General features: G+C 74.5%; 14 protein-coding genes and 2 pseudogenes. 4 read left to right on the top strand and 12 right to left on the bottom strand.

Features of this window, described 5'->3' with window-relative positions:
• Window positions 1–93: 93 nt before the first annotated feature.
• A complete protein-coding gene (locus tag ADL08_RS02910) occupies window positions 94–801 on the top strand; it encodes a PspA/IM30 family protein (RefSeq protein ID WP_053640430.1) in 708 nt (235 codons plus the stop codon).
• 46 nt (window positions 802–847) lie between these two features.
• Here ADL08_RS02910 and ADL08_RS02905 read toward each other — a convergent pair whose 3' ends face one another.
• The 5 genes from ADL08_RS02905 to ADL08_RS02885 form a co-directional block, all read right to left on the bottom strand.
• Window positions 848–3,418 (bottom strand): SpoIIE family protein phosphatase, encoded by a 2,571-nt coding sequence (locus ADL08_RS02905; RefSeq protein ID WP_053640429.1) that lies wholly within the window; start codon window positions 3,416–3,418, stop codon window positions 848–850.
• A gap of 144 nt (window positions 3,419–3,562) precedes the next feature.
• On the bottom strand, window positions 3,563–3,985 hold the full coding sequence (locus ADL08_RS02900) for an ATP-binding protein (protein WP_053640428.1): 423 nt from the start codon (window positions 3,983–3,985) through the stop codon (window positions 3,563–3,565).
• Window positions 3,986–4,270: 285 nt separating this feature from the next.
• The gene (locus tag ADL08_RS02895; protein WP_053640427.1) at window positions 4,271–4,705 is read right to left on the bottom strand and encodes a (deoxy)nucleoside triphosphate pyrophosphohydrolase; all 435 of its coding nucleotides are present in this window, start codon (window positions 4,703–4,705) and stop codon (window positions 4,271–4,273) included.
• Window positions 4,706–4,746: 41 nt separating this feature from the next.
• On the bottom strand, window positions 4,747–4,926 hold the full coding sequence (locus ADL08_RS02890; RefSeq protein WP_053640426.1) for an SPOR domain-containing protein: 180 nt from the start codon (window positions 4,924–4,926) through the stop codon (window positions 4,747–4,749).
• A 455-nt stretch (window positions 4,927–5,381) separates the two neighbouring features.
• Entirely contained in the window at window positions 5,382–6,134 is a 753-nt protein-coding gene (locus tag ADL08_RS02885) for a GntR family transcriptional regulator (RefSeq protein ID WP_053640425.1), read from the bottom strand.
• Window positions 6,135–6,406: 272 nt separating this feature from the next.
• On the opposite strand from ADL08_RS02885, the gene ADL08_RS02880 reads away from it, so the two are divergent.
• Entirely contained in the window at window positions 6,407–7,759 is a 1,353-nt protein-coding gene (locus ADL08_RS02880; RefSeq protein ID WP_053640424.1) for a glycoside hydrolase family 18 protein, read from the top strand.
• Between the two features lie 61 nt (window positions 7,760–7,820).
• Here ADL08_RS02880 and ADL08_RS02875 read toward each other — a convergent pair whose 3' ends face one another.
• Together ADL08_RS02875 and ADL08_RS35035 are read right to left on the bottom strand one after the other, a co-directional pair.
• Window positions 7,821–8,987, bottom strand: a complete 1,167-nt coding sequence (locus ADL08_RS02875; RefSeq protein ID WP_063885219.1) for a DUF4190 domain-containing protein — start codon at window positions 8,985–8,987, stop codon at window positions 7,821–7,823.
• 187 nt (window positions 8,988–9,174) lie between these two features.
• Window positions 9,175–10,746: pseudogene (locus tag ADL08_RS35035) on the bottom strand (S8 family serine peptidase); the annotation flags it as partial.
• A 178-nt stretch (window positions 10,747–10,924) separates the two neighbouring features.
• Here ADL08_RS35035 and ADL08_RS02860 point away from each other — a divergent pair.
• Window positions 10,925–12,049, top strand: coding sequence for a pyridoxal-phosphate dependent enzyme (locus ADL08_RS02860; RefSeq protein WP_053640420.1), 1,125 nt, complete (start codon window positions 10,925–10,927; stop codon window positions 12,047–12,049).
• 70 nt (window positions 12,050–12,119) lie between these two features.
• Here the strand turns inward: ADL08_RS02860 and ADL08_RS02855 are convergent, their stop codons facing one another.
• The 3 genes from ADL08_RS02855 to ADL08_RS02845 form a co-directional block, all read right to left on the bottom strand.
• Window positions 12,120–12,809 carry a DUF4232 domain-containing protein gene (locus ADL08_RS02855; RefSeq protein WP_053640419.1) on the bottom strand — a complete coding sequence of 230 codons (690 nt, stop codon included), beginning with the start codon at window positions 12,807–12,809 and terminating at the stop codon, window positions 12,120–12,122.
• A gap of 143 nt (window positions 12,810–12,952) precedes the next feature.
• Complete coding sequence (locus tag ADL08_RS02850; RefSeq protein WP_053640431.1) at window positions 12,953–15,601, bottom strand: AfsR/SARP family transcriptional regulator; 2,649 nt, start codon at window positions 15,599–15,601, stop codon at window positions 12,953–12,955.
• Window positions 15,602–15,813: 212 nt separating this feature from the next.
• Entirely contained in the window at window positions 15,814–16,797 is a 984-nt protein-coding gene (locus ADL08_RS02845) for a helix-turn-helix transcriptional regulator (RefSeq protein ID WP_053640418.1), read from the bottom strand.
• 337 nt (window positions 16,798–17,134) lie between these two features.
• Here ADL08_RS02845 and ADL08_RS37025 point away from each other — a divergent pair, with 337 nt between their 5' ends.
• Window positions 17,135–17,296 carry a hypothetical protein gene (locus tag ADL08_RS37025; RefSeq protein WP_159042976.1) on the top strand — a complete coding sequence of 54 codons (162 nt, stop codon included), beginning with the start codon at window positions 17,135–17,137 and terminating at the stop codon, window positions 17,294–17,296.
• A gap of 94 nt (window positions 17,297–17,390) precedes the next feature.
• Here the strand turns inward: ADL08_RS37025 and ADL08_RS02840 are convergent, their stop codons facing one another.
• Both ADL08_RS02840 and ADL08_RS35030 read right to left on the bottom strand, forming a co-directional pair.
• Window positions 17,391–19,130, bottom strand: coding sequence for a class I tRNA ligase family protein (locus tag ADL08_RS02840; protein WP_053640417.1), 1,740 nt, complete (start codon window positions 19,128–19,130; stop codon window positions 17,391–17,393).
• Window positions 19,131–19,525: 395 nt separating this feature from the next.
• Window positions 19,526–19,733 (bottom strand): annotated as a pseudogene (locus tag ADL08_RS35030) (hypothetical protein); the annotation flags it as partial.

Below are 19,733 nucleotides of genomic sequence, written 5' to 3'. Positions count from 1 at the left end.
CGGCGGGCGGGGGCCTCACCCCCCACGGCTCCGTCCCCCGCTTCCCCGCACCCCCCTCTCCCGTACGTCCCCCTCCCCCTCAAGGAGAACCCCATGAGCAAGCAGACCGTCCTCGGCCGGGTCACCCAGCTGGCGAAGGCCAACGTCAACGCCCTGCTGGACCAGGCGGAGGATCCGCAGAAGATGCTGGACCAGCTCATCCGCGACTACGCGAACAACATCGCCGAGGCGGAGGAGGCGGTGGCCGCGACCATCGGCAACCTCCGGCTGATGGAGCAGGACCACCGGGAGGACGTGGACGCGGCGAGGGAGTGGGGCGGCAAGGCGCTCGCCGCCAGCCGGAAGGCGGACGAGCTGCGGGGCGGCGGGCGGACGGCGGAGGCGGACCGCTTCGACAACCTGGCGAAGGTGGCGCTCGGCCGCCAGCTCCAGTCGGAGAAGGAGGCGCGGACGGCGGAGCCGGTGATCGCCGCGCAGACCGAGGTGGTCGAGAAGCTCAGGACCGGCCTCGACCGGATGCGGGCGAAGCTCGGCGAGCTCCAGGCCAGGCGGGACGAGCTGGTGGCCCGCGCGAAGTCGGCGCGGGCGCAGAACACGATGATGGACGCCGTGAAGAACGTCGACGTGCTCGACCCGACCAGCGAGCTGAGCCGCTTCGAGGACAAGGTGCGCCGGGAGGAGGCGCGGGCCCTCGGCAAGCAGGAGCTGGCGGCCTCCTCCCTGGACGCGCAGTTCGAGCAGCTGGACGCGCTCGGGGACGACGCCGAGATCGAGGCCCGGCTGGCCGCGCTCAAGGACTGACCGGGCGCCGCTCCCGTACGGCTACGGGTACGGGTACGGGTACGGGTCAGAACATGCTGAGCAGCTGCTCCACCGTGGGTTCCGCCGCCTCCCCGCCCTCCGGCAGGGCCAGTTCGAACCAGACGGTCTTGCCGCGCGGGGTGCGGCGCGAGCCCCAGGAGGAGCTGAGCAGTCCGACCAGCTGGAGGCCGCGGCCGCCCTCGTCGGTGTCCTTGGCCCGGCGGCGGCGCGGCTGGACCAGGCCCGCGTCCCAGACCTCGCAGACGAGGGTGCGGTCGCGCAGCAGCCGCAGCCGGATCTCCCCCTCGCCGTAGCGCAGGGCGTTGGTGACGAGTTCGCTGACGAGGAGTTCGACGGTGTCGACGAGCGGTTCGAGGTTCCAGGCGGCGAGCTGGGCGCGGGCCAGTTCGCGGGCCCGGCCGACCGAGCGGGGCTCCCTGGGCAGCCGCCAGTCGCCGACGGCCTCGCCGGGCAGTCCCTGGATCCTGGCCATGAGGAGGGCGATGTCGTCCTCGCCGTGCCCGGTGTTCAGGCTGCCCAGGACCCGGTCGCAGACGTCCTCCAGGGGGCGGGACGGGTCGGTGAGGGCGCGCCGGAAGGCGCTGAGGCCCTCGTCCAGGGGGTGGTCGCGGGACTCGACCAGGCCGTCGGTGTAGAGGGCGAGGAGGGCGCCCTCGGGGATCTCGACCTCGACCTCCTCGAAGGGCTCGCCGCCGACCCCGAGCGGCATCCCGGGGGGCACGTCGAGCAGCCGGGCCTCCGCGCCGGGTTCGACGAGGAGCGGCGGGAGGTGGCCCGCGTTGGCGAAGGTGCAGCGCCGGGTGACCGGGTCGTAGACGGCGTAGACGCAGGTGGCGAGGTAGACCTCGGAGAGCTCGGGGCCGCGGTTCTTGTGCGCGCGGGACTGCTGGGTGCCGATGGGGGCGCCGAGGCCGCGGGCGATCTCGTCCAGGTGGGAGAGGACCTCGGCCGGTTCCAGGTCGAGCTGGGCGAGGGTGCGCACGGCGGTGCGCAGTTCGCCCATGGCGACGGCGGCGCGCAGGCCGCGGCCCATGACGTCCCCGATGACGAGGGCGGTGCGGTGGCCGGGGAGCTCGATGACGTCGAACCAGTCGCCGCCGACCTCGGTGGCGTCGGCGCCGGGGAGGTAGCGGCAGGCGATGTCGAGGCCCGCGGCCTCGGGGTCGCCGGGCGGGAGCAGGCTGCGCTGGAGGATCAGGGCCCGCTCGTGCTCGCGGCGGTAGAGGCGGGCGTTGTCGATGCAGACGGCGGCCCGGGCGGCGAGTTCGGCGGCGAGGGCCCGGTCGCGCTCCCCGAAGGGCTCGCTGCCCTTGGCGCGGGAGAACTGGACGAGGCCGACGACGGTGTCCTGGGCGGTCATGGGGACCACCAGGGTGGACCGGGCGAGGTCGCCCTCGTCTCCGGAGACCGTGCGGATCCGGCCGGTGCGGAGGGCTCCGGCGTACGGGGAGTTGAAGGGGTAGCGGTGGACGGCGCCGACCTCGATGGGCGCGGTGCCCGGACAGTCGGGGTCCGGGGCGTTCCCCTCGCCGGCCCTGCGGGGGGTGTCGGAGACGGCGCTGGCGGAGGCGACCCGGCGCAGTTCGGCGCTGCCGGCCCCGTAGCCGACGTCGTGGGAGCTGCCCCAGCGGCCGGGCGGCGCCTCGTCGCCGGTGAGGAGGCCCTGGTAGAGGTCGACGGAGGCGAGGTCGCAGAAGCCGGGGACGGCGACGTCGAGGAGCTCGCGGGCGGTGGCCTCCAGGTCGAGGGAGGTGCCGATGCGGGCGCCGGCCTGGTTGAGGAGGGCGAGGTTGCGGCGGGCGCTGGCGGCCTCCCTGGCCGCGTTGTGGCGGCGGGTGACGTCGATGCCGAGGCCCGCGACGCCGATCGGGCGGCCGGAGCCGCTGTGCACGCGGTAGAGGTTGATGGACCAGTGGCGGCGGTCCCTGGCGCCGGGGGCGGCGCCGACGATCCTCAGGTCGGTGACGGACTCGCCGGTCTCCAGGACCCGCCGGAGGGCGGTGGTCATCCGCTCGGCCTCGGCGCGGCCCAGGTAGTCGTGGACGGTGCGGCCCCGGTGGTCGTCGGCGTCGCCGCCGAAGACGGTGGCGAAGCGCCGGTTGGCCCGCCGGACGGTCAGGTCGGTGTCGAAGAGGAGGAAGCCGAAGGGGGATTGGCCGAATATCGCCTGGGAGGCGGCGAGGTCGGTCTCGATGCGGCGGAGGGCGCGCACGTCGACGACGATGCACAGCGCGGCCCGTTCCCCGGTCTGGGTCTCGGTCGGCATCACGTACATCTCGGCCATGCCGTGGGGCTGTTCCTCGCCGGGCATGCGGAAGGGGACGAGGCCCGTCCACTCCTTGCCGTCGAGGATCTCCTTGACCCGCCGGTGGCCGCGCTCGCGCAGGTCGGCGGGCACGAAGACCTCCACCGGGTCCTTGCCCCTGGCCTCCTCCGCGGTGACCCCGAAGAGGTCCACGGCCCTTCGGCTCCACTGCTCGACCAGGCCGTCGGGCCCGATCGAGAAGGACGCCACCCGGATGTAGTCGTAGATGGAGCCGGGCGGGCTGCTCTGCCACACGACGCCGCCACTCGCCGTCTCAGGTATCTCGCTCACGCGACCGTCCCCTCCAGCTCACCGCACCGGACCGGCCATGCCCGCAGTATTCAATACGGCGGGCTCCGGCGGTACGACGTTCACGATCACAGGGTGGTCTCGTTCGTTCCTCGCCGAGTACCGGTGATCGTTGTCCCACCCTCTTTACTCACCAGGGAGAGCCAGCTCGAACCATACGGTTTTGCCGACGCCTCCCATCCGGATCCCCCAGCGGCGTGCGGCGCAGGCCACGAGACCGAGGCCGCGGCCCCCCTCGTCGTCGGGTCCGGGGACCTTCGCGGTGGGCGGATCCGGAAGCGGATCGGAGACCTCCACGAGCAGGGCCGGCGGGCGCGACGGGTCGGCGCCGTCGGGGTGGACGCGGACCAGGCGGACCCCGATGGGGCCCGAGGCGTACCGCAGGGAGTTGGTCACCAGCTCGCTGACCAGCAGGACGGTCACGTCGCCGAGGGGGCCGTCGAGCTCCCAGGAGCGCAGGGTCTCGCGCACGGCGTGGCGGGCCGTGCGTACGGCGTTCGCCTCGGCCGGGAAGCTCCACTCGGCGCGGTCGCCGTCGGTGTAGATCACACCTGATCACTTCCCCAGCCGTGCGTCAGCAGGAAGGCCCACATTCCCTTGCGAGGTATCAATGTGGACATACCCACCATTTGGGGCAAGTTATCCCACTGGGGGCGGTCACCGGCGCACGGTGGCACGAACGGCGTAGGGAGCCGGCCGCACGCCCCCTCGGAGGACACCCTTCCGGCGGACCCGGCGCTCCGGGAGTCCGGGGGCTCCGGAGGACTCGGCGCTCCGGAGGACTCGACTCCCTGGAGGACTCGACCCTCCGGGGAACTCGACCCTCCGGGGAGCTCAGCCCTCCGGGAATCTCAGCGCGGCCTCGGCGACGGCGGGGCGGTCCTGGTCGAGCCAGTCGACCGAGTCGAGCTCGGGCCGGGTGAGCCAGCGCAGTTCGTCGTGGTCCTCCAGGGGCCGCGGTTCGCCGGAGAGCAGGCGGGCGGTCCACACCCGCAGGACGTATCCGGGTTTCAGCGGCCATTCGCCGGGGATGCGCTCCCCCGGCTCGACCTCCACGCCGAGTTCCTCCCGGAGCTCCCGGACCAGGGCCTCCTCCGGGCTCTCGCCCGGTTCGAGCTTGCCGCCGGGCAGTTCCCAGCGGCCGGCGAGCTCGGCGGGGGCGCTGCGCCGCGCGGCGAGCAGGCGCCCCCGGTCGTACAGGGCGCCCGCGACGACGACCACGGGGCCGGGGCTCCGGCCGTGGCGGGGGGCGGTGGTGCGTTCCGTCATGGGCGCGAGCGTAACCCGCGTCCCGGGGCGCCCCGGGCGGCTCAGAGGGCCGGGGTGCCGACGCGCTCGACCCAGTAGAGCTGCTCGTGGCCGCGGTCGTCGAGGCTGTCCGCGATCTTCTGCGCCTCGTCCTGGGTCGCGTACCGCCCCACCCGGTAGCGGTTGCCGTTGTCGTCCTGCCGAATGACGAGCCAGGCGAGCACAGGGCCGCTGTCGGTCATCGGGCTTCTCCCTCCGCCGGTCCGGGTGCCCTCATGGATCTCCGGGAAACCGCAATCCGCATATGCCGGAGCTTACGCCTGACCTTCACACAGCGGATACGGGTTTGCACAAAGAGGCACGGTTCGGCCGGTTACCGACGGAGGGAGGCCGAAGTCAGGCCCCGACCACCGCCGCCGGCCCGGGAGGCGCACGATCACCGGGCGGTGACACCGGGACCTGACGACCCGTCACCCCACGGACGCGCGAACACGCACGCACGAGCACGGGCGTACGAACACAGGCGTACGAGCACGGGCGCGGAAAGCGCCGGCCCATGGGCCGACACACACGGAGGGCACGGGCGCGAACGGCCCCGGAAGCGGCAGGCGCGGGCACGGGCGGCGACGGGACCGGGGAGCGCGGGCCGGGGCGACGGGGCGCGGGGGGGAGGCGCGGGGGAAGGGGCGCCGCCGCCTCACCTCACCGGCAGGTGGTACGCGATCCGGTAGCGGTCGGCCGGGACCACCACGTCGGCCGTCTCGACGGCCCGGCCCGAGGCGTAGTAGGTCCGCTCGACCACCATCACCACGTGGCCCGGGACCCCGCCGAGCGCCAGCAGTTCCTCGGCGAGGCCGGGGCGGGCGCCGACCTCCTCCACCACGTTGTCCACGACGACGTCGATGGCGGCCATCCGCTCGACGACCCCGCAGCCGCCCAGGGGCCCCTCCTCGGGGAGCATGACCGGCGTCCGGCCGGTGACGGCGAGGGGCTCCCAGGAGGTGGAGACCATCATGGGCTCGCCGCCGTCCCGGTACACGTACCGCGTGCGCATCACCCGCTCCCCCGGTTCGATGCCGAGCCGCGCGGCCACCTCCGCGGTCGCGGGCTCCTGCCCACTGTTCGACTCCCAGGTGCCGCGGGCCCCTTCGGCCGCCTGCTCCTGCCGGAAGGGGCTGGCCCCGGAGGCCGGGCGGTAGCCGGAGCGGGCGATCCGGCGCGGCACCGGGCGCTCCCGCACGTACGTCCCGGAGCCCGAGCGTCCCTCCACGAGCCCCTCGGCCATCAGTACCTTGCGGGCCTCCAGTGCGACGGTGTCCGACACCCCGTACTCCTCGCGGATGCGTGCCTGCGAGGGGAGACGGGTATGAGGCGGAAGCGAGCCGTCGGCGATCTTCTCCCGCAGATCGCTCGCCACGCGCAGATAGGCGGGCTGCTCACCGAACGTCACTGGACACTCCCCTCAGGTTGACTGTCAGCAACAGCGTGGCAACCGTGGGTCGCAGACCGCAAGCATGGGCCAAAGTTTCACCCGAAGTGATGAAGTCCTGGCCGCCCACCCCTGATTACCGAGGGTCGCCCTCCGGTGGATGCGGCCGGACCTCTTGACCTCTATTGGTACAGACCAATACGTTCCTCCCTGCACGCGCGCATCCGCTCCACACCGCTCCCCCCGCACGCTCCCTCCGCACGCTCCATCCCGCCTCGCACAGGAACGAGCCCATGCGTCCCAGAGCCATGACCAAGCTGACCTTCGGCGCGGCCACCGCCGTCACCCTCGGCCTCCTCGCCACCCTGGCCCCCGTGGCCGACGCGCACCAGGCCCCGCACGGATCCGCCCACAAGCCCGCCCACGGGCAGGACCTGAAGCGGATCGGCTACTTCACCCAATGGGGCATCTACGGAAGGAACTTCCAGGTCAAGGACCTGGAGACGAGCGGCACCGCCGCCAAGCTCAGCCACATCAACTACGCCTTCGGCGTGATCGGCCCGGACGGCAAGTGCCTCATGGGCAACGCGCCCGGCTCCGACCCCTGGGCGGACTACGCGCGCCCCGTCGACGCCGCGAACTCCGTGGACGGCGCCGGCGACACCGCCGAGCAGCGCCTGGCCGGGAACTTCAACGAGCTGCGCGAGCTGAAGGCGAAGCACCCCGGGCTCAAGGTCATGATCTCGCTGGGCGGCTGGAGCGGCTCCGCGCACTTCTCCGACGCGGTGCGCACGGACGCCGGCCGCAAGGCCCTCGTCGCCTCCTGCATCGACACGTACATCAAGGGCAACCTGCCCGTGGACGGCGCCCGCGGCGGCGCCGGGGCGGCCGCCGGGGTCTTCGACGGCGTCGACCTCGACTGGGAGTGGCCGGGCTCGGACGGCGCCCCGGGGAACGTGATCCGCCCCGAGGACAAGCCCAACTTCACCAAGCTCGTGCGGGAGTTCCGCGTCCAGCTCGACGCCTACGGGCGCACGCTGAAGAAGCGCGGGCACTACGAGCTGAGCGCGTACGTGCCCACCGCCCCCGCCAAGATCGACGCGGGCTTCGAAGTCGCCAAGATCATGCGGGACTTCGACTTCGTGAACCTCCAGGGCTACGACTTCCACGTCTCCGGCGAGCCGAGGACCGGCCAGCAGTCCGCGCTGTACGCGAAGGACGACTTCAGCGTCGACCAGACCGTCAGGGCCTGGCTGCGGCGCGGCGCCCCCGCCCGCAAGCTCGTGGTCGGCATGCCCTTCTACGGCCAGGGCTGGACCGGCGTGACCGGCGGCGGCAACGGCCTCGGCAGGCCCGCGACCGGCCCCGCCCCCGCCACCTGGACGGCGGGCTCCGAGGACTACAAGTTCCTGAAGCGGCTCGCCGAGTCGGGGACGTACAAGCTCTACCGGGGTGAGAGGAACGGCCACGCCTGGCTCTTCGACGGCACCACCCTGTGGACCTACGACGACCCCACCGTGCTGCGCACCAAGGCGGCCTACGTCCGGCAGAACGGGCTCGGCGGCGCGATGGTCTGGTCCCTCGACGGGGACACCCCGGACGGAGAGCTGATCACCGCCATCGACCGGGGCCTGAAGCGGCGTTGACCTCCGTTCCCGGCCGCCGCGGGGCGGCCGGGAACGGGATCGCGGACGCGCGGACCGCGCCTCAGACCGACGTGCCCGTGCCGGTGTCCTCCGGCGGGGTGCCCGTCAGGCCGAGCGCGGTCCGCGCGTCCGCGCCGTCGGGCAGGGCGTCGAAGGCCGTGTCGTACGCCTCCCAGTACGCGTCGGAGTCGGCCGCCGTCATCAGTTCGCGCCACCGCTTCGAGGCCGCGGCGAGGTCCTTCCGCAGCGTCGCGACCGGCGCCGCGGAGGCGCCGGGCCAGGAGTGCCGTCCGAGGTCCGCGCGCGCCGTGTCGATCTCCACCAGGACCTTCGCGGCCCAGGCCCTGTTCGCCGCGAGGTCCTCGTCGGGGTCCTCCTCCGGCGCCTGGTGGAGGGCCGTCTCGATCGGGTTCACGGTCTTCAGGAAGTGCTCCTGGTCGGCGCTCAGGGTCGTGGCGTCGGAGCGGACCGAGCCGCTGAACGGCTCCTTGTCGGTCGCGAACGCGCAGGTCACGATCCGGTCGCCGAGCCGCCAGCTCTGACGGCTCGGCAGATAGTAGATGGGCCAGACGTCCTCCGGGACCAGCCAGGTGTCCATCGCGTACGCCTGGTTGACCGCCTCGCAGCGCTTCTCCGCGATCGCGTCGATCGCGTCCTCGCCGGGCCAGCCGTCGAAGCCGGTCACCTTGAAGCCGCCGGTGACCTCGGCGTCGTGCGGGCGGGCGCAGTCGACGACGGTGACCTCCGTCGTGTAGTCCTCCGTCCTGCCCCGGTCGGTGAAGCACTGGCCGGTGCGCAGCGAGAACGGGGAATCCGAGCGGGAGGCCTCTTCGACGCCCTCCTTGAAGCCGTTCCACGCGGAGGCGAAGCCGCCGGTCACGAGGCCGAGGACGAGGAGCAGGCAGCCGAGCGCCGAGAACACGATGCCGGTGATCGCGAGCGGCCTGCCCGCCTGGTCCTTCTTCCTGATCTGCGGGAGGGCCACGAGGCCCAGGACCAGGCCGAGGGGCGGGAGGCAGCAGACGAGGCCGGAGACGAGGGAGGCGACGGCGAGTCCGTTGGTGGCCCGCGCGGGCCGCCCGTAGGGTCCGGGGCCGCCGGGCGGGCCGTGGGGGCCGACCGCGTACGGCATGCCCGGAGAGGTGTACGGGCCCGGGGCGGGCCACCCCTGCGGCTGCGGGCCCCCGGGGGGCGGCGGGGGCGGCGGGGCCGGCTGGGTCGGGTCCACGGGTGGGTGCTCCTGCGGGGCGACGATGCGAACAGGTGAACGAGCGCGCATCGTACGCGGTCGGCCGCGGGGCCGTCGCGCGTGGTGGGGACGGGGCGGGCCGCCGCCTCCCCACGGCGGAGGGGGGGGCGGCCGGGGGGGGCCGCCCCCCCTCCCTCACGCCCGGGGGGTCAGGAACCGGGGGGCAGAACTGCAGGCCCCAGGAGTCGATCTTCCCGGTGTCGTAGGTCGCGTTGTCCGTGACCCGCAGCTTCCAGGTGCCGTTGGCGACCTCCGAGGAGGCGTTCACGGTGTACGTGGTGTTGATGTTGTCCGTGCTGCCGCCGGTGCCGAAGGCCTTCAGCGTGTACGCCGAGCCGTCGGGGGCGATCAGCTGGACCTGGAGGTCACCGATGTAGGTGTGGACGATGTTCACCGGCACCTTGAGGGCGGCGGGGGCGTTGCCGGTGACGCCGGTGACGGCGATCGGGGACTCGACGGTCGCGTTGTCGGCGACGGCGTAGTCCGTGGCGTTCTCGAAGTTCTTGCCGGGCGGCGGGGTGGTGCCGCCGTCACCGACGTACAGGAGCCGGTTCGGGGAGCCGGTGCCCGGGTTGGTGACGACGTTCGGGGTGGCGGCGGCCGTCAGGGCCGCGGAGACCTGGGCCGGGGTCGCCGTCGGGTTGGCGGCGAGGTGGAGCGCGGCGGCGCCGGCGACGTGCGGGGTGGCCATCGACGTGCCGGAGATGGTGTTGGTCGCGGAGTCGCTGGAGTTCCAGGACGAGGTGATGGAGGAGCCCGGCGCGAAGATGTCCAGGACCGTTCCGTAGTTGGAGTAGCTGGCGCGGGCGTCGGTGTTCGTGGTGGCGCCGACCGTGATGGCCTCCGCGACGCGCGCCGGCGAGTAGTTGGAGGCGTTGGCGCCGTCGTTGCCCGCCGCGACCGCGTAGGTGATGCCGGAGGCGATCGACCTGCGGACGGCCTCGTCGAGGACGGTGTCGACGCCGCCGCCGAGGCTCATGTTGGCGACGGCCGGCTTGACCGCGTTCTGCGTGACCCAGTCGATGCCGGCGACGACCTGGGCGGTGGTGCCGGAGCCCTGGTTGTTGAGGACGCGGACGCCGACGATCTTCGCCTTCTTGGCGACGCCGTACGAGGTGCCCGCGACGGTGCCGGCGACGTGGGTGCCGTGGCCGTGGCCGTCCTGGGAGACGTTGTCGTTGTCGATGGCGTCGAAGCCGTTGTAGGCCCGGCCGCCGAAGTCGCCGTGGCTGATGCGGACACCGGTGTCGATGACGTACGCCGTGACGCCCTGGCCCGCGGCGTCCGGGTAGGTGTAGCTCTGGTTGAGCGGGAGCGCCTTCTGGTCGATCCGGTCGAGGCCCCACGACGGCGGGGAGGGCTGCGTCGCGTCGATGGTGAAGACGCGGTCCTGGACGACGGACTTGACCGCCGGGTCGGCCGCGAGCTTCTTCGCCTGCGCCTCGGAGAGCTCGATCGCGTAGCCGTTGACCGCCGAGGTGTAGGTGCGCTTGATCTTCGCGCCGAACTTGGCGGGGATCGCCCGGCCCTTCGCGGTCTCCGCCGGGGCGGACTCGTGGAGGGTGACGAGGTAGCTGCCCGGGACGGCGTCCGCGACTCCGGCGTTCTCGATGACGCCTTCCGGGGCGGCCGGGGCGGCGGTGGCCGGGAGGGCGGAGAGCGGGCCGAGGGTGAGGGCGGCGACGGCCACGGCGGCGGCGGTGGCGATTCTGCGACGCGAGTCACGCATCACTGACATGTGAGGGGTCCTCCTCATTGGTGGTGCGCTGCTGTGGGGGTGCGACAGGGACATGACAAGACGACATGAGGTGTCCGCGCCGTTTCGAACGTCCGGCTGTCGAGCGAAAGGTTGGCGGATCCATAGGAATCGCACAAGGGTGCCCGGCGCCCCGTAACGTCCGCGCCACACGGCTGCCATCCTGGGGACCGTGACCGCCTACACGTGCCCCCGCTGCCGCGTTTCCTCGCCCGTGTCCGCGCTCACCTGGTGTTGTCCGGAGTGCCGGGGCCCCTGGGACCTCGACTTCGCGAGTGAACCGGTCTCCCTCCCGTCCCTCGCGTCACGAGTGAATTCATTGTGGCGTTACGAGGAGGCGTTGCCGCCGGTGCCGTGCGCGCCCGAGGTGACCCTCGGGGAGGGCCGCACCCCCCTCGTCCCCCTCACCGGGTCCGTTTCGGCCAAGCTCGACTTCCTCATGCCGACGCTGTCGTTCAAGGACCGGGGCGCGGTGGTGCTCGCCGCGCACGCCCTGCGCCTCGCGCGCGCCGGCGGCCTCGACCGGGTCGTGGCCGACAGCAGCGGGAACGCGGGCACGGCCGCCGCCGCGTACTGCGCGCGGGCCGGACTCGACTGCCGCGTGTACGTCCCCGGGGGCACGTCCCCGAAGAAGCTGGAGCAGATCCGGGCGCACGGCGCCGAGGTGGTCGAGGTGCCCGGCGACCGCGAGGCGACGGCCCGCGCGGCCCGGGAGGCCGCCGACGAGCCCGGCACCTTCTACGCCTCGCACGTGTACAACCCGTACTTCACCCAGGGCACCAAGACCTACGTGTACGAGCTGTGGGAGGAGCTCGGCGGGCGGCTGCCCGACACGATCGTCGTCCCCGTCGGCAACGGCACCCTGCTCCTCGGCGCCGCCCTCGCCGTCGAGGAGCTGCACCGCCACGGGCTCGCGGACACCAGGCCCGCCCTCGTCGCCGTCCAGGCGGAGGCGGTGTCCCCGCTGGCCGAGGCCTTCCACGCGGGCGCGGACGACATCGCGGGACCGGCCGCCGTCCGGCCCACCCTCGCCGAGGGGATCGCGATCCCGGCGCCGCCCCGGGCCCGGCAGATCCTGCGGGCGGTCCGGGAGACGGGCGGCACGTTCCTGACGGTGCCGGAGGAGCGGATCCGCGCCGCCCAGCGGGACCTGGCGCGGCGCGGTCTCTTCGTGGAGGCCACCGGCACGGCCTGCTGGGCGGCGGTGGAAGCGGCCCCGCCGCGCCCCGGGCTCACGGTGGTGCCGCTGTGCGGGGCGGGGGCGAAGACGGGCCTGGCGCCCTGAGGCGGCTCCCCCGCCCCGGACCCGTAGCCGTAGCCGTACCCGTCGGAACCCGTACCGGCCGCCCGCCGGATCAGAACTCGTCGGCGCCGTTGCGCAGCTCGTACGTCCAGTAACCGGTCTTCGCGACGGCCTCGTTCACCGCGAGGCCGCCGGCCGGGGCCTTGACGACGACGCTGCCCTCGGCCGGGCCCTCGGGGGCGAAGAGGTTCACGGTGAACTCCCTCACCACCTTGTTGTCCTCGTGGACGCCGCCGAGGGAGATCCGCACGTCGGCGTACGCGGACTCGCCGTTCTTCACCACGACCGGGACGGCCGGCCGGCTCTTCTCCACGGCCGGAACGTCCTTGGCGGTCTGGATCGGGCCGAAGGCGAGCAGCGGGTGCTTCAGGAGGGCGCAGGCGCGGCCGGAGACGTTGGTGGCGGTGAGGACGACGTGCTCGGTCGGCACCTCGTCCGCCTTCGCCGCCGTGACCCTGACGTCGTCGTGGGCACAGGCCGGAGCCTCGGCGGAGGCCTTGCCGCCGGTGGTGGAGCCGGTGGACGCGGTGGAGGTGTTCGTGCCCTTGCCGCCGCCGGTGGAGCCCGAGCCGCTGTCGGCGGAGGTCGCGCCGTCGCCCGTACCGGTGGTCGCCCGGGCGACGGCACCCGCGCTCCCGGCGTCCTTCGCTCCGGTGCCGGAGCCGCCGCAGGCGGTCAGGCCCAGCGAGAGGGCGGTGAGGGCGGCGGCGGCCAGGACGGTGCTCTTGCGGTGGTGGCGCATGGTGGTTCTCCCCCGGGAAGCGATCGGCCGGCGCGCGCTCGGTGCCCGCACGCCGGTGCACCCTTTCGGTGCGTACGCACCGGTTCGTCGATCGGTGCCGCATCCAGCTTCCCGTCCCGTACTGCCGTCCCGCTTGCGTGCCGCTAACGATCGGCCGACAGGCGCGAAAGGCGGGCGGCGGCCCGCGCGGAGCCCTCCGGGAAGCCGGCCTTCTCGGAGGCCACGATCGCGCGTTCCAGCTGGTCGGTGGCCTCTTCGAGGCGTCCGGTGCCGGCCAGCGCCTCGCCCCGGACGATCTGGAGCTGGGCCCGTACGACCACCGCGTCGGGGGCGGCCAGTTCCTCCGCGCGCAGGGTGTGCGCGAGCGCCGCCTCGTACTCCTGCGCCTTCAGGCAGTGGCCCGCCAGGTGCTGGAGGGTGAGGACCTGGGTGGAGGGGTGGCCGGTGCGGTCGGCGAGCGAGACCGCGTGCAGCATGAGCAGACCGGCCCGCTCGTGCTCGCCGGTGGCGTCCAGGACGGCGGCGTGGTTGACGTGGGCGATGGCCTCGCTGATCGCGTCGCCCGCGCGGGCGGCCAGGCCGGGCGCCTTCTCCAGGTGGACGAGCGCCTCGGCGTTCCGGCCCTCCGCGTGCAGGATCCAGCCGAGCAGCGCCCTGGCCCGGGACTGCGCGTCGGCGTCGCCGACCCGCTCGGCGGAAGCGAGCCCGGCCTCCAGGAGGGGCGTCCAGCCGTCCCCGATCCGCATGAGCATCAGCGGCCACTGGACCAGGGCGAGCCGCCAGGCCCGGTCGTGCAGGCCGAGGGCGGCCGCGGCGGCGACCGCGCCCTCCAGGGCGGCGCGCTCGGCCGCGTACCAGTCCAGGGCCGCCGTACGGTCCTCGAACTCCCTGGTCGCGGCGGGCCGCCGGGCGTCGGCGGGCAGCGCGTAGCAGGGCTGGGAGCCCGGCTCGGCGGCGGCGTCGGCCGCGAGCCCGGTGTAGAGGTAGTGGTCGAGGAGGCGGGGCAGCCCCTCGGGGTCGGCCCGCGGGGCGAGGTGGCGGGCGTAGAGGCGGACGAGGTCGTGCGGGGTCCAGCGGCCGGGGACGGCCTCGGTGAGCAGGTGCGCGGCGGCGAGCCGGTCCAGGTCGGCGGAGGCCTGCGCGGGCGAGGTCCCGGCGAGCGCGCCCGCCGCGAACCGGTCCAGGTCGGCGCCGGTGTGCAGGCCGAGGGCGCGGAACATGCGGGCGGCGGAGTCGGGGAGCTGCTGCACGGTGAGCCGCAGCGCGGCGGAGACGCCCCGGTCCTCGACGTCGAGGAGGGTCAGCCGGCTCTGCTCGTCGGCGAGTTCGCCGACCATCGCGCCGAGGGTCCAGGCCGGCCGTTCGGCGAGCCGGGCAGCCGTCACCCGCAGCGCGAGCGGCAGCCCGTCGCAGAGCCCGGCGAGCCGCGCGGCGGCGGCGGGCTCGGCCGCGACCCGGTCCTCGCCGAGGACGGTGGCGAGCAGGGCGGCGGCGTCGGCCTCCGGCAGGTGGCCGAGCGGCACCGGCCGGGCGGCGTCGGAGGCGATCAGGCCGCCGAGCCGGTCGCGGCTGGTGACGAGGGTCGCGCAGTGGTCGCCGCCAGGCAGCAGCGGCCGGACCTGCCCGGAGGAGCGGGCGTTGTCGAGGACGACGAGCAGCCGGCGCCCGGCGGCGAGGGAGCGGAAGAGGGCGCCCCGCGCCTCGACGCCCTCCGGCATCCGCCGGTCCGGGACGCCGAGCGCGAGCAGGAACTCGCGCAGGACGGCGGCGGTCTCGGGCGCCGGGGTCTCGCTGAAGCCCTTCAGATCGGCGAAGAGCCGCCCGTCGGGGAAGTCGGCGCGCCGCTCGTACGCCCAGTGGACGGCGAAGGAGGTCTTGCCGACGCCCGCGGGCCCGGTGACGAGGCAGACGGGCCCGTCCCCGCCCCGGACCGCCCGGTCGAGCGCGGCCAGCTCGGCGCCGCGTCCGGTGAAGCCGCGCGGCGCCCGGGGCAGGCCCTCCGGCGCCGGGAGCTCGGCGGGCGGTGCGACGGGGCGGGCCGCGGGGGCGGGCCCGGCGGAACGGAGCAGCGTCGCGTACGCCTCGCTCAGCGTCTCGCCGGGGTCGACGCCCAGCTCCTCGGCGAGCAGCCGCCGGGTCCTGTGGTACCAGTCGATCGCGTCCGACTGGCGCCCGGAGCGGCCGAGAGCCAGCATCAGGGCGGCCGCGAGGGACTCGCGCAGGGGGTGGGCGACGGCCTCGGTCCGCAGGACGGCGGCGGCCCTGGCGTGCTCGCCGAGCCGCCCGTACGCCTGCGCCAGCGCCTCCACGGTGGCGAGCCGCAGCTCTTCGAGCCCGGTGGCGGCGGCCTCCAGGGGCCTGCTGTGGACGGTGCCGGTGAGCGCGGGGCCCTGCCAGTACGAGAGCGCCTCCCGCAGCATCCGGACCGCGTCGGCGGGCTGCCGCTGCACCCCGGCGAGGCCCACCAGCTCCTCGAAGCGGTGCGCGTCCACCAGCGACTCCGGCATCCGCAGCACGTACGCCGAGCCCTGGGTGGCGAGCTCGACCCCGTACGCCCCGGCCCCGTGCTCGGCGAGCAGGGCCCGCAGCCGCGAGACGTGCCCCTGGAGGACGGTCCTGGCGTGGACGGGAGGCTCCTCCTCCCACAGGGCGTCGGTCAACTGCCCTACGTTCACCGCGCTGTTGGGGCGCAGCAGGAGCACGGCGAGCAGGCTGGACCGCTTGGCGGGTCCCAGGGCCACGTCCCCGTCCTCCGTCACCATGGCAACGGAGCCGAGCAGCCGGAACTCCACCTTCACACCTCCGCGATCACGCTCCCCCGTTTTCCCCGGCAGTCGAGGATACGTGGGGGAGGAGGGCCGTCCGTGACGCGGAGTTCCCCGTACCGCCCGCGTCGGCCGAATCCGGACGCGGTGTTCCGCACAGGGGGGCGCGCGGCGGCCGCCGGGCGGTGCCGACGGGGCGGCCCGCCGCGCGGACGGCGGGGGCCGGGGGCCGGGCGTGCTCAGATGTAGCCGTTCTCGACCGCGCGCTGGCCCAGCTGGAAGCGGCTCTGGGCGCCCAGTTTCTCCATCAGTTCCGAGATCAGGCGCCGTTCGCTGCGCAGGGAGATGCCCAGGCGGCGGGCGGCGGCCTCGTCCGTGTAGCCCTGGGCCAGGAGGCGCAGCAGTTCGCGGGGCTGCGAGCCGGGGTCCTCCAGGCTGCGCCGGGGGGCCTCGCCGAACGGGACCGCCGACGCCCACACCGCCTCGAACAGCGCGAGGAACGCCGCCACCGCGCCGGGCTGGCGCAGCAGCACCGCGCCGGCCGCGCTGTCGGCCGGGTCGATCGGCACCATCGCCAGTTCCCGGTCCTTGATCCACAGGCGCATGGGCAGCGCCGGCACGGTGCGGACCTCCGCGCCGCGTTCGGTGAGCCACTGGGCGTGCTCCAGGGTGCCCGGGGCGTTGCGGATCGAGTCCAGGTACACCGAGCGCATCCGCACCCCGCGCGCCAGCGGCTCCGCGCTGGTCACCTTGCTCGCCGCCAGGACCTCCGGGGTCTGGGCGCCGCCGGGCACGAAGGCCAGGGACTCCTTGCGCATGGTGGGCACCAGGTCGGTCATCCGGGCCCGTACGGCCTCGGCGCCGCGGAGCTGTTCGACCTCCGGCTCCTCGTCGCCGCCGTGCTGCGCGGCGTACTGGGCGAGCAGCATCTCGGCGGCGGCCTGGCTGCGGGCCAGCGTGCGGTTCCGCTCGGCTATCTCGGCCTGCTGGAACGCGAGCAGCGTGTCCAGGGCGGCCTTGGGGTTCACGACGTACAGCCGGCCGTGGTCCGGCCCGTCCGACGTGAGCAGTTCCCGCCGCGTCAGCTCCTGGAGCGCGTCGTCCAGCGCGCACGCCGAACCCTCGAACTCCCCCGCGGCCTTCGCCGCGTCGCACCCCGGCTGGGCGAGGACGAACCGGTAGAGCCGGTCGGCCCCCTCCGTGAGACCGAACGGTGTCAGCACGTGGACAGCTCCCCCACAAGTCACAGCGCTGCGACGGGCGGTGCGGACCGGCGTCGTCGGCGGTCGCCGCCCTGAGACGTACGAACTCTCTTCCCGTCTTGCGGCGCGGCCCCCTGTCGATGTCGTTCGCCCGCGCCGCATTGCAGTGTCGGTCACGGGTCACGGGGACGCAACGCACGTCCAACGGGCGGACGTCCGGGGCGCGGTGACACGGTTGTGCCCGGGCGATTCGTGCCAGCCGATCTCCCTGTCCGCACGCCCGGCCCGGCGGCAGTATCGGTACCGCCGGGGAACACCGGCAGTCACGAACCGTCACCCAGCGAATGAAGGACTCCTCATGCTGCGCGCCGCCGTCGCCACCACCGTCACCGCCCTCGCCGTCGCCCTCGTCGCCCTGGGCGGCACGGCCACCGCCGCGGAGCAGCAGAACGGCCCGGCCCTCGCGATCGCCTTCCCGGCCAAGCCCGCCGCGGCCGACGAGGAGCCCATCTGGGGCTGACGCCTCCGACCGCCCCGCTCCCCCTCGACGGCCCGGGGCCGCCGCATCCGACACCGGGTGCGGCGGCCCCGGGCCGTCGCGCGTCGGCCGCCGCTCACCCCTGCTCGTGGAAGTGGACCGGCACCGCCTCCGGCAGGACCGTCCCCGCCGGGACGAGGCGCTCGTCCTCGCCGGCCCAGAGCGGCAGCCGGGTCTCCCGGTCCACGGCGAGGCCCAGCTCCCCGGCGAGGAAGGCGGACCAGCCGGGCATCAGCGGCGCCGCCGCCACCGTGAACGCGGCGAGCAGCTCGACGTGGGCGGCGAGCCCCGTCACGTACTCCCCGTACTGCCCGTTCTGCCCGTCCTCCCCGTCCTGCCCGTACTCCCCGTACTCCCCGTCCTGCCCGGCGTCACGGAGCACCCGCAGCCGGTGCACGTCGATCAGCGCCCTCTCCACGACGGCGGCCAGGGCCTCCGCGGCGCGCGCCGGCGCGTACGCCTCGGCCCCGAGGGCGTCCGCGACCCGCCGGGTCAGGTCGCGCCTCTCGGCCGTCATCGGCCCGGCCGGCGCGGCCGCGGGGACCGTGCGGTGGAAGTCCTCGGCGAGCAGGTCCAGGACGGTGTCGGTCCACGTCTCCAGACCGCCGGCCAGGACGGTGGCGACGGTGTCGGCGTACTCGCCGAGGGAGAACTCGGCCGGGGAGAACCCGGTCGAGGAGTGCTCGCTCCGGGAGAGCGCGCTCGAAGAGGGGTCGTCCTCCGTTCGTTCCGCCGCGGTGAGACAGAGGTGGAAGCGCAGCGCGTCGGCGTTCGTCCGGCGCAGGAAGTCGCCGCCCCACACGGCGCTCGACTCCGCGTCCCTGGGCCGGACGTCCTCGCCGGCCACCACCCGGGCGGGCAGGCCCAGCGTGCCCTCGGCGAGGCGCAGCGCGGGCCACAGCACGGCGTGCGCGAAGAGCTGGTCGACACCGGTGAAGGAGACGATCCGGGTGGCCGGATCGGACCACAGCGGCAGCGCCCCGTCCTTCTCGCCGTGCGCCTCGGCCAGCCGCTCGGTGGCCGCGACCAGGCCCCAGACCCCGCTGAACGCCGTGTCGAGGACGTGCCCCTCCCACTCCGGCAGCGGCACCGGGACGCCGTGGTCCGCCACCCCGCTGACCGGGACGACGGGCAGTTCGGCGGTCAGCAGCCGGTCCAGGAAGGCGTCGGTCAGGTCCCGCCGCCCGGACCCGTCCCGGATCTCGTCGTAGTACGCGACGAGCCGCTCGCGGTGGCGCTCCAGCGGGAAGGCGATCCGGCGCCGCAGGACGGTGTCGGGCGCCGTCCCGCAGTCGGCGCACCGCGGATCGGCGAGCTCCCCCGGGCCCTGCGGGAGCCCGCAGGATCCGCAGGGCCCGCCGTCGACGGGCGCCGCGCAGTGCCGGCAGCCGCCGCGCACGTCGGCCTCGTACAGATACCGGTCGCAGGGGGCGCAGCGGAACACCGGAAGCTCCCGCACCTCCAGCGCGCCCGCCTCCCACAGCGCGAGGAAGAACCGGCGCACCCAGTGGGCGTGCGCGGCGTCGGTGAGCGGCCGGGTGAACCAGTCGGGGCGCATCGCGCCCAGCGCGAGGGCGTCCCCCGTCCGGTCGCCGACGACCCTGGCGAGGGCGTGCGGGGTGACGCCGGCCTCGGCGGCGCGGGACGCCACCCGGGGGGAGTACTCGTCGCAGTAGCCGACGTACCGCACGTGGTGGCCCCGCTGGCGCAGATGGCGGGTGAGCACATCGGCGCCGAGGAACGAGCCGGCGAGCAGGCCGAGGTGCGGGTCGGCGTCGGGGCTCGGAGGGGCGCTGGTGACGACATACGTGTTCATGGCAGGGATTCCCTGGAGGTGCGGCGAGCGGCGGGTGGGGGGAGGGGCGAACCATGGAGGGCGGGGAGCGGGAGGGGCGGGGGGCGAACCACGGAGGGGCGGCGCGGCCGGGCGCCGGGGGCTCATCGCGCGCCGAGCGCCGCCTCCTCGCGGAACCTCGGCGCCGGGTCGAGCGCCGGCGCCGTCTCCAGTTCGGCGGCCAGGGCGGCGTGTTCGGACCCCGGCGACAGGACCACCCGTTCGACCGGGTCCACGCGGTCCACCGGGCCCCTTCGGTCCGCGCGCGGCGTGACACCGGCGCCTGAGACCCGGTCCTGGTTCCGGTCCTGACCATGGTCCCGGTCCCGGTCCTGGTTCCGGTCCTGGTCCCGGTCATGGTCCCGGTCCTGGTCCTGGTCCCGGCGGACGACGCGGTGGTGTTCCTGGAGCGACCGGACCTCCTCCGGGAGGTTCCGGAGCGCGTCGATGCCCTGGACGGCCGCGGCGAGTGCCTGGACGGTGGTGAGGCAGGGGACGCCGCGGGCGACGGCGGCGGTGCGGATCTCGTAGCCGTCCAGGCGGCCGCCGGTGCCGTAGGGGGTGTTGACGATGAGGTCGACCTCG

Source organism: Streptomyces sp. NRRL F-6492 (assembly GCF_001280125.1).
In the GTDB taxonomy this organism is placed as follows: Bacteria; Actinomycetota; Actinomycetes; order Streptomycetales; family Streptomycetaceae; genus Streptomyces.
Note: the sequence above shows the minus strand (reverse complement) of the source record. Positions and strands in the feature narration are given on the sequence as shown.